Origin of the sequence: Paenibacillus humicus NBRC 102415 (assembly GCF_004000905.1) — a bacterium.
Classification (GTDB): Bacteria; Bacillota; Bacilli; order Paenibacillales; family Paenibacillaceae; genus Paenibacillus_O; species Paenibacillus_O humicus.
Genome location: NZ_BIMD01000085.1, coordinates 1 through 10,101 on the forward strand (window position 1 = coordinate 1; position 10,101 = coordinate 10,101).

Consider the following 10,101-nt stretch of genomic DNA (forward strand, 5'->3'; position numbering starts at 1 on the left):
TCAAGCTAGAAAGTCAAGCTAGAAAGTCAAGCTAGAAAGTCAAGCTAGAAAGTCAAGCTAGAAAGTCAAGCTAGAAAGTCAAGCCAAAAGGCGCTGTGAATGCGCTTTATTGCCATCATTTCCTCACTCTGATCCGGAGGCGGTACTCTTTGTCCAGCAAACGCTCCCTTCGCTTCAAGCTCGCCATCGGCTTCGCTCTGCTGGCGGTTCCGCTGCTGTTCATCCTGATCTACAACAACCTGGCCGCGACGAGCGTCGTCCGGGAGCAGGTGGCCGAATCCAACAAGAACATGGTGACGCTGTATTCCAATCAGATCCAAACCTCGCTCAGCCGGGAGTCGAACTTCCTCTACAATCTGGCGATGGACGATCCCAACATTCTCGCGCTCTCGGACACCCGCAAGAGCAACGACAAGATCGAATACGAGCTGGCCAAAAACCGGATCCTGATCAGCCTGTCCCGCTATCACCGGTACGACAGCAGCGTGGACGTGCAGTTCGTCTATTCCACGGAGACCAAGGAAATGTTCAACACCGTCATCCGGACGCTGTATCTGGAGGAGATGGATCTCATCAAGCAGTCCATCTATGAGGTCGTATCGAAAGCAAAGCCGGACAGCCCCTACCTGAGGGAGTGGAAGCTGGTCAGCTACGGGGACAAGCATGCCCTGATCCGGCTCGTGGACTCGGGCTACGGCTATTATTTGGGGGCTTTCGTGAAGCTGGAGAGCCTGAGCGTGCCGCTGGAGCTGATCCAGCTCGGGCAGCACGGCTTTTCCGCCTTCTCCGACAGCGGCGGCAGCCTCGTGCTCGCCTCTCCGCTGACCCGCTCGGAAGCGGGCTCGCTGCGTGTCGCCCCCGAGCGGGATTACCAGACGCTGAGCCTGAAGCAGGAGGATTATCTGGTCGTGAGCAACCGGGTCAAGGATACCGACATGACGCTGAGCGCCTTCATTCCGGAGCAGCGGCTCCTGCAGAAGCTGTCCAAATACCGGACCTACATCAGCCTTATGCCGTTCCTGGCGGGATTCCTGCTGCTGCTGTGCGTCCTCTATCTCAATCATGTCATCATCAAGCCGATGAACAGCCTCATCCGCGGGATGCGCACCATCAAGCGCGGCGATTGGAAATACCGGCTTAGCCCCGCCCGTTCGACCGAATTCGCCATAATTAACGAAACCTTTAACGATATGGTGCAGGAAATCGAGGAGCTGAAGATCAATGTGTACGAGGAGCAGATCCGGGTGCACAAGGCGGAGCTCAAGCAGCTCCAGCTGCAGATCAATCCCCATTTCCTGCTGAACAGCATCAATGTCGTGTACAGCCTGGCCCAGATCCGCAATTTCGGCCTGATCCAGTCGATGTGCCTCAACCTGGTCAAATATTTCCGCTTCACCACCCGCATATCGGGCTCGCTCGTAGCGGTCGGCGAAGAGATGGAGCATATGGACAGCTACCTGCGCATCCAGCAGCTGCGGTTCCCGGGAAGAATCGACTTTGATATCGATATCGACGAGGAGCTGGAGCAGCAGCTGCTGCCGCCGCTGCTCGTGCAGCCTTTCATCGAGAATGCCGTCAAGCATGGGTTCGATTTCATGGACGAGCCTTTCCGCATCAGCATCTCGGTGCATGATCCCGGAGCGGCGGCAGCCGGAGCGGAGGGAGCGGAAGGAAGCAGAGACAACGGCGGAACGGACGGATATGGAACCGGATTCAAGGATAGCGCGGGAACGGACCGAGGCGGCCGGAGCTTCCAGGTCGTCGTCGAAGACAACGGAGGCGGATTTCCGGAAGAGGTGCTCAAGGAGCTTCAGAGCGGCAGGCGCTTCGAGGCTTCGGGAGACGAGCATCTCGGCATTTGGAATGTGCATCATCGCCTGAAGCTTCTGTACGGAAGCTCCGCCAGCCTGCAATTCTCGAACAGGGAAGCTGGAGGTGCCCGGATCGTCATCGTTCTGCCTTTGGACGGAGCGCATAGGAACCAATCTAACGGAGGTGGCATCGATGTATCGCGTGTTGATCGTGGATGATGAGATGTATGCCGTCATGGGACTGAAGGACGGAGTCCAGTGGAGCCGTCTGGGAGTCAGCGATGTGCGGGAGGCCTACAACATGAGAGGGGCCATCGCCGTCTTCGGCGAATGCCGCATTGATGTGATGATCTGCGATATCGAGATGCCGAAGGGAACCGGAATCGAGCTGCTGGAGTGGGTGCGGGAGCACCATCCCGACACCGAGGTCATTTTCCTCACGGCCCATGCGGACTTCCGGTTCATGAAGCGGGCGATCCAGCTCAGCAGCTTCGATTACATGATGAAGCCGATCGGCTACGAGGTGCTGGAGGAGACGCTTGGCAGAGCGCTCGAGCGGGCTGGCCAGACCCGCAAGGAAAGGGAGATCCGCGATCGGTTCCAGCCTTATCAGGAGCTGTGGCCGAGACAGAAGACGCTGCTCAGCGAGCGCTTCTGGTACGATCTGCTCGCCAAGAGGATCACCGTATCCCGCGACCATGAGCGCTCCTTGATGGAGGCGCACGGCGTCGAGCTGGCGCCGGGCGAGAGGCTGCTGCCGGTGCTGATCAGCGTGGAGAGCTGGAACCGCGAGCTCAGAGCCGGCGATGAGGAGATTCTGGAGTATGCGATCCGGCAGTCGGCCAAGGAGTTCCTGCTGGAGGGAGGAAGAGGAGAGGTGATCCAGAGCAAGCAGGGAGCGATCGTCGCGATCCTCTACGGCGGCGGGGAAGCTCCCGCCTCCCTGCTGGCGCAGGCGGGACAGCTGTGCGTCCGGTATGCGGCCTATTGCATGGATCATTTGAACTGCCGCATTTCGTGTTATCTCGGAGAGCCGGCCGAGCTCAAGGAGCTGGCTTCCATGTACAGGAGGCTGCTGCTTCAGGAATACGACAACCTGAGCCGCTCCGAGCCGGTGAACTGGCTGCGGGAGGAAGCGGAGCCGCAGCATCACCGCCCAGGCCGGCGGCAGACGAGGCTGCCGGAATTCAATGCTTGGGCGATGCTGCTTGAGGAAGGCCGGATCGGAGAGGTCGAGGCGCTCCTGCGCTCCTCGCTCGCGGAGATGGCGGCGGACCGGAGCATGGGCGGCGCGGAGCTTCAGGCCTATTATCTCTGCTTCCTTCAGGTGATGCTCTACGTGCTGCAGAAAAAAGGGCTGTCCGCCCATGAGCTGGGCTCCGACCAGCCGCTGGAAGGGCCGCCGCGTTCCCTGCCCCAGCTGGAGGCCTGGGCGCTGGACATGCTCCGCCGCTTCAACGAGACGCTGGACCATGGCGAGTCGGTCATCGGACGTCTGCAGGCCTACATCGCCGGGCATTTGGGCGAGAACATCACCCGCGAGATGCTGGCGGAATACTGCTTCCTGAATCCCGCCTACCTCTCGCGGCTGTTCAAGAAGGAGACGGGCCTCTCCATCACCGACTATCTGCTTCAGGAGCGGATGCGGATCGCCGGCGAGATCATCGCGCATTCCTCCGTGCCGATCTCCGAGGTCGCCCGCCGGATGGGCTACAACAATTTTTCGTATTTCTCCAAGATGTTCAAGAAAATATACGGCGTCGGACCCCAGCAGCACCGCAAGCTGGCGATAGGCGGAGACGGATTCGCTGCGGAGGAGTGAGGAACCCGCACGCGGAAGGATAGGGTGATCTTAGCTGGCCGGGCGCTCCGGTTGACCTCCGATCGGGGCCGAACGGATTTTGGATGGTACAGGGCCGAGCGATCGATTATGATAGACGATAGTCTCTATCGGACTCATTATCTGCAAAGCGCGGTGTTCAACCATGAATCGCATTCAGATCTTTATGCGCTCCTACCATCCCATTGTCCTGTCGCTCCTCGTCGGGCAGATGATTTCCCGCATCGCGACCTCGATGAGCATGCCGTTCCTCGCCCTTTATCTCGCCAGGAATACCGATATGAGCGCAGCGCTCGCCGGCACGTTCGGAGGGTTCGTCGGCGGGGCGCTGTCGGATCGCTACAGCCGCAGGCTCATCATGTTCATCTCGCTGTTCGCCTGGAGCGCCGTGTTCGCGGGGTTCGCCTTCACGAAGCAGCCGGTGCTGCTGCTCCTGCTCAGCATGCTCAACGGCCTCTGCCGCTCCTGGTTCGAGCCGGTCGCGCAGGTGCTGATGGGAGATCTGACGGAACCGGAGCGCCGGTTCAACGTATTTTCGATGCGCTATCTGATGGGGAATGTCGGCGTTTCGGTCGGTCCGCTTCTCGGCGTTTATCTCGGCGTCGGCAGCGGCCCGCTCCCCTTTCTCGTCACCGGCCTCATCTATTTGCTGTACGGCCTTGTCTTGTTCGCGATGATGAACGCTTTCGGCATCAAGGATATCGAGGGGGCCAAAAAGGAGAGGGCGACGATCGGCTCGGCTTGGCATGCCGTCCGCCGCGATCGGGTGCTGCAGCTGTACATCGCCGGCGCGGTTCTCGTGGGCATCGGCTACAGCCAGCATGCCGTGACGCTCTCTCAGCACTTGCAGGGAAATTTCGAGCAGGGAGCCCAAATATTCGGCTGGCTCTTGACCTCCAACGCCATGACTGTCATCCTGCTGCAGCTTCCGCTCTCCAAGCTCGCGGAGAAATTCAGCACCATCGCATCGATCCATGCGGGCAACGCGCTGTTCGCGGTCGGCCTCGTCGGCTTCGGCCTGTCGCCGAATGTCCCTCTGTTATTCGTTTCGATGATCCTCTTCACGATCGGGGAAATTCTGAATTATCCGGCTGCGAGCATGCTGGTGGACAGACTGGCTCCCGAGCATCTGCGCGGGGCGTACTTCGGCGCCCAGACCTTCGGCAACTTCGGCGCTTTCCTGGGGCCGCTGCTGGGAGGCTGGCTGATCGATACAACGACCGGAGCCGCTGCATTCAGCCTCATCGCGGCTATCCTTCTCTGCTCCTCGTTCTTTTATGGATCGGGGGGCCGCCAAGCGGCGGTCCGGGGAAGCGACAGTCCTGCCTTCCGTGCCGCCGCTCCCTAGAGCGGAGAGGACGAGGTCCCATAGGTTTGCCGCACTTGAGGACTCCCTGCAATTCAGGGCCTTATGCAAACCGCCATGCGGGTCTGGACGGATGCGATGCGGGTAGTGCTCGCCGCCGCGGGGCTTGACGCAGCAAAAGGCAGCTCTTCTCCTCGAAGGGCTGCCTTTTTTTGGTTGTCATCCGCTTGCTGACGGGCAGACAGACAGCGATCCGTTATCCTTCATCGTTCAGCTTCCGGCAAGGCCATCGGGTTGATCGGGCTGCCGATTGCGGCTCCGTCCACAGCGCTGTCCAAGGAGGAGGGCGCTGACGATGACCGGCAGACTTCCCTTTCGTTCGGCCATCCTGCCTCCGTACCGGCCGAGCAGCGCGGCGCTCATCGCCGCGGGGAACAGGATGAGGCCGATCCTGGCGGTGCTTGTTCCGCTGACCGCGTAGACGATGGAATAGCCGGTGACGACCCAGCCGGCTTCCGACGGAAGAAGGGCGAACGCGCGCGAGATTTCCGGCAGCGCCATATTGAACATCGTGACGTTCGTCACGGAGAAGAGGAGAATGACGCACAGCAGACGGACGAGCTTGCCGGCATTGCCGTCATCTGCTGAGGAAGCGTCCCGTTCTGCTAGGCCAGCTTCACCCTGAGCGGCTCGTCGGGAAGCCGATTCGTTTTCCATGCGAGTATCCTTCCTTCTTTCGTTAAATGGGAGTGGTTGTTAGCATTCACTAACATCGAGGCCTAAAAAGTGCGCGCGCTCGGCGAAGCCCGGAATCTGCTTGCCTTCCTTCATGACGATTCAGGATCTTGCGGTTGCGGTTCATGATCTCATGATAGGAGGCGGCGACGAGCAGAAGGTCGGCATAGTGATCGCCCTTCAACTGTTCCGCGAAGCGAAGATCGAGCGCATCTGCCCGGCATAGTGGAAGCGGTCCAGCGCTTCTTCAAGCAGACTCTGCTTGCTGCGAAGTGGCGGAACAGCGTCATCTCGCTCATGCCGGCGGCAGCCGCGATCACCTTTGTCGTGGTGCCCTTGTATCCCTGTTCGGCGATCAGGTCGACGGCTGCGTACAGCAGCCTTTCCTTGGTGCTGCGCAGGTCCCCGCGTGCATGATCCGTCTCCATGCGGCTCCTTCTTTCTTTTGTCAGCCCTGAATGGTAGTGAATGCCAACTTGCAAATTGATCCTCATTCAGCATGGCTGCGGGAAAATGTAAATCCCCAGGCCAACCCCGCTTCCCCATAAGTAGTCATGCGGCTGTCAGCATAAAGTCACGAACGAGGTAGAGGGCGGCGCCCCGTCCTTCCTACAATGTAGATGCGGCTTTCAAGGCCGCATGCACAAGCTCGCATCGCATAATCTGCAATCTACCAATTCAATGGAAGGCGGTAGGAATGATGAGAGAACGGTGGAGGAAAAAGGCGGGGAGAACGGCTTTGGCGGCCGCAGTCGCCGGCACGCTGCTGATGGGGACGGCTGGGCCGAGAGCGGAGGCGGCGGCCAGCGCCTCGATCAACTGGACCGACGTCAAGCAGTCGATCGACGGAATCGGAGCCTCGCAGGCGGGATGGTCCAATGCGGTCTATGACCTGCCGGAGCCCCAGCGCAGCCAAGTGATGGATCTGCTGTTCCGGCAGGACAGCGGCATCGGGCTGTCGATCTTGCGCGGAGCGGTATTCTCCGACTACAGCACGGCGCCGGGCCAGTACAACTTCGGCCTGCATCAGGATCAGGTATGGGTCATGCAGCAGGCCAAGGCGCGGGGAGTGGACAAGATCGTCGCCAGCACCTGGAGCCCTCCGGCCTATATGAAGACCAACGGACAGACGACGAACGGCGGTTACCTCAAGCAGGAGAATTACGGCGACTTCGCCGCGCTGCTCTCGCAGTTCGTCAAGCAGTACAAGGCTCTGTACAACATCGACATGTATGGAGTATCCGTGGCCAATGAACCGAACTCCATGACCTTCCTCAGCTGGGACTCCAGCCAGTGGAACTCCACCAACTTCCAGGTGTTTCTCAAGGATCATCTCAAGCAGGCGATGGTCGCGGCAGGCGTGCAGAACACCAAGGTCATCGTGGGCGAGTCTTCCTGGTGGTCCGAGGATCTCGTCAAGGATTCGCTGAACGATCCGCTGTCGGCCGAGAGGCTGGACATCGTGGCCGGACACAACTATCCCGTTCCGGTCGTGAACGCCGAGCTGCCTTCCGATCCGTTCGCCACCGCCCAGTCCAAAGGGAAAAAGGTATGGATGACGGAGGTGTCCAAGGTCGACGGCTACGATCCCGGAATGGGCTCGGGACTGAAGTTCGCCAAGCAGCTCCACACCTTCATGACGAAGACGGGCGTCAACGCCTGGCTGTACTGGACGGGAGCGATTCCAGGCGACAACGACGAGGGGCTCATCAACGTCGACCTCGCCGCCGGCACCTACAAGCTGACCAAGCGCTTTTATACGATCGGCAACTACAGCAAGTTCATCCGTCCGGGCTACGTCCGCATCGGCATGCCGGACAGCCCGCAGTCGGGCTTGTACACATCGGCCTACAAGGATCCCGCCACAGGCAAATTCGTCATCGTGGCCGTCAACGACAGCGACGCCACGGCGGAGCTGAACCTGTCTCCGACCGGCTTCAGCGCAGGCTCCATTACGCCTTATACGACCAATGACAGCCTCAGCCTCGCGCAAGGGCAAGCGATCCCGCTCTCGGGAGGACAATACCAGACCCGCATCCCGGCGAAGAGCGTCGTCACGTTCACCGGCCAGAACGGGTCGCCTGCTCCCGCCGTCACGACGGTGGCCGACGAGCTGAACGACTGGTCGAAGACGTTCTCGCATACGGCCGGCCTGGCCTTCGATTCGGCCAACACAATCTATTACAACGGAGACGCCTCGCGCGTCAAGCGCACGGCCGGCACGACGGAAAGCCTCGTCTACAAGCTGCCGGGAATGACGGGCTTCAACGCATCCCTTTATCAGTTCAGCATCTGGGACGGAGTCGCGTTCTACTCCTCTCCCGACGGCGTCAGCTGGACTCCGGTCGTCCATGTCAGCACGGCAGGAGTGTATACGGGCAGCAAGTGGTACGGCAAGCAGTACAGCGCCCAGAGCCTTCTCCCCGCCGGCACCCAATATCTGAAGGTGGAGCTGAGCGGCTCCGACAGCTGGGAGAAGCAGATTTCCCGCATCGTATTGACGGCGTCCAGCTGACAGCCGCCGGAAGGCATCCGGGAGCCCGGCAAGACGGCTTGCTGCAAGGCCAGGCAGAATGCCCCGAACCGTTTTTTCAAGAGCCGGATAGACAGCTCCGTACATCCGTCTATTCAAGAGAGGGACATAGACAGCCCTTTTCCTGGACAGATCTATTCAAGAGCCAGGCATAGAAAGCCTGTGATCATCGATTGTATTCAAGAGCCAGGCATAGAAAGCCTGATCATCGGTCGTACTCAAGAGCCAGGCATAGAAAGCCTGATCATCGATTGTATTCAAGAGCCGGGCATAGAAAGCCTGATCATCGGTCGTATTCAAGAGCCAGGCATAGAAAGCCTGATCATCGGTCGTATTCAAGAGCCAGGCATGGAAAGCCTGAACATCGGTCGTATTCAAGATTCAGGCATGGAAAGCCTGATTATCGGTCGTATTCAAGATTCAGGCATCAACCCTTTTCAAGGAGCAAGCAGGCTGAGGCGGAGTCTACTTCCGTCTTGGCCTTACCTATTTTCGGCTGGGAGGCCATCCACCATGAAGCAGGTTCGTATCGGCATGATCGGCGTAGGAGGAAGAGGATATCTGGCGGGCTATTGGCATCAGCCGGACGGGCGGTCCGTCGTGACGGCTGGGGCGGATATCAGCATGGAGCGTCTGGAGGAGTTCAGGAGCAAGGTCAATCCGGACGCGTTCGTGACGACCGATTACCGCGAGCTGCTGGCGCGGGAGGATGTCGACGCTATCGCCGTCACGGCTCCTGACCGGTATCACGAGGAGTTCGCCATAGCCGCGCTGAAGGCGGGCAAGCATGTGTTCTGCGAGAAGCCGCTGGCCATCACTACGGAGGGCTGCGACCGGATTCTGAAGGCGGCCCGGGAAGCGGGCAAGCGACTCATGGCCGGCCACAACATGCGCTACATGAACATGTTCCGCACGATGAAGGGAATCGCCGATTCCGGCGTGCTGGGCGATATCAAGGCGGTCTGGGTGCGGCATTTCGTCGGGCGGGGCGGCAGCTATTACTATCACGACTGGCACGGCAGCTCGGCCAATACAACGTCGCTGCTGCTGCAAAAAGGTTCCCATGACATCGACATCATCCATTGGATCACCGGCAGGTATACGAAGCGGGTATCCGCCATGGGCGGGCTTGATTATTACGGCGGCTCCTATCCGGATACGCTGACCTGCCCGCAGTGCGAGCTGAAGCAGACCTGTCCGGAGGCGCAGTTCATTCCCGGCATGGACCGCTGCGCGTTCCGCAAGGAAATCGATGTCGAGGACAACAGCATGGTCATGCTGGAGCTGGAGGGCGGCATCAAGGCCTCCTACCTGCAATGCCACTTCACGCCTGATTATCAGCGCAACTATGTCTTCATCGGGACCAAGGGAAGGATGGAGAATTCCGAGCCGGACAACAAGGTGTACGTCCAGACCCGGAAATCCGGAGAGTGGCAGGAGCATTCCGATATCGTCTATGAAATCAAGGAGGCGACCGGCGGACACGGCGGGGCCGATCCGGAGATCTGCCGCGATTTCGTGGACATGATTCTGGACGGCCGTGAGCCTGTCGCCACGCCGGAGGCGGGACGCATGAGCGTGGCTACCGGCGTCGCCGCTGCCGCCTCGATGCGCGGCGGAGGATTTCCGGTAGAGGTTTCTCCGATCAGGCAGGACTGAGCCGGGGCGTCCCGAATGACCTATTCAGGCTCTTTAAGCGGAGCAATGCAAGCTCGATGGTCTGGAACTCCCCTGGGCTGCACCGATTGGCCGGAACCTGTCCGTTATCGACAACGCCGCTTCCAGAAAGGACTCCGATCGGACATCAGATCCGTTATTCGTGGCTATCAGCTCCATTGTGGACTCCGATCGGACATCAAATCCGTTATTCGTGGAT

At 59.7% G+C, this 10,101-nt stretch carries 8 protein-coding genes and 1 pseudogene; 6 read left to right on the forward strand and 3 right to left on the reverse strand.

Translation table 11 applies throughout. The features are described 5' to 3' along the window. Window positions 1-149 precede the first annotated feature (149 nt). From PHU01S_RS25020 to PHU01S_RS25030, 3 genes are all read left to right on the forward strand, one after another. On the forward strand, window positions 150-2,030 hold the full coding sequence (locus PHU01S_RS25020) for a sensor histidine kinase (protein WP_076359384.1): 1,881 nt from the start codon (window positions 150-152) through the stop codon (window positions 2,028-2,030). Beyond that, window positions 2,005-3,633 carry a response regulator gene (locus PHU01S_RS25025; protein WP_127510428.1) on the forward strand — a complete coding sequence of 543 codons (1,629 nt, stop codon included), beginning with the start codon at window positions 2,005-2,007 and terminating at the stop codon, window positions 3,631-3,633. Before PHU01S_RS25020 ends, PHU01S_RS25025 begins: the two co-directional genes overlap by 26 nt. Window positions 3,634-3,796: 163 nt before the next feature. Beyond that, on the forward strand, window positions 3,797-4,999 hold the full coding sequence (locus PHU01S_RS25030; protein ID WP_127510430.1) for an MDR family MFS transporter: 1,203 nt from the start codon (window positions 3,797-3,799) through the stop codon (window positions 4,997-4,999). Between the two features lie 228 nt (window positions 5,000-5,227). On the opposite strand, the gene PHU01S_RS25035 is transcribed toward PHU01S_RS25030, so the two are convergent. Further along, window positions 5,228-5,674, reverse strand: a complete 447-nt coding sequence (locus tag PHU01S_RS25035; protein WP_076359387.1) for a hypothetical protein — start codon at window positions 5,672-5,674, stop codon at window positions 5,228-5,230. Between the two features lie 112 nt (window positions 5,675-5,786). Here PHU01S_RS25035 and PHU01S_RS26940 point away from each other — a divergent pair, with 112 nt between their 5' ends. Continuing rightward, window positions 5,787-5,918 (forward strand): hypothetical protein, encoded by a 132-nt coding sequence (locus tag PHU01S_RS26940; protein WP_281279859.1) that lies wholly within the window; start codon window positions 5,787-5,789, stop codon window positions 5,916-5,918. Window positions 5,919-6,012: 94 nt separating this feature from the next. On the opposite strand, the pseudogene PHU01S_RS27035 reads toward PHU01S_RS26940, so the two are convergent. Next, window positions 6,013-6,186: pseudogene (locus PHU01S_RS27035) on the reverse strand (hypothetical protein); the annotation flags it as partial. A 203-nt stretch (window positions 6,187-6,389) separates the two neighbouring features. Between PHU01S_RS27035 and PHU01S_RS25045 the strand changes: the two are divergent. After that, window positions 6,390-8,207: a glycoside hydrolase family 30 protein gene (locus PHU01S_RS25045; protein WP_127510432.1), complete on the forward strand. Its 1,818-nt coding sequence runs from the start codon at window positions 6,390-6,392 to the stop codon at window positions 8,205-8,207. A 156-nt stretch (window positions 8,208-8,363) separates the two neighbouring features. Here PHU01S_RS25045 and PHU01S_RS25050 read toward each other — a convergent pair whose 3' ends face one another. Beyond that, complete coding sequence (locus PHU01S_RS25050; RefSeq protein ID WP_127510434.1) at window positions 8,364-8,603, reverse strand: hypothetical protein; 240 nt, start codon at window positions 8,601-8,603, stop codon at window positions 8,364-8,366. A gap of 135 nt (window positions 8,604-8,738) precedes the next feature. Here PHU01S_RS25050 and PHU01S_RS25055 point away from each other — a divergent pair, with 135 nt between their 5' ends. Continuing rightward, the gene (locus PHU01S_RS25055) at window positions 8,739-9,884 is read left to right on the forward strand and encodes a Gfo/Idh/MocA family protein (RefSeq protein WP_127510436.1); all 1,146 of its coding nucleotides are present in this window, start codon (window positions 8,739-8,741) and stop codon (window positions 9,882-9,884) included. Window positions 9,885-10,101 lie beyond the last annotated feature (217 nt).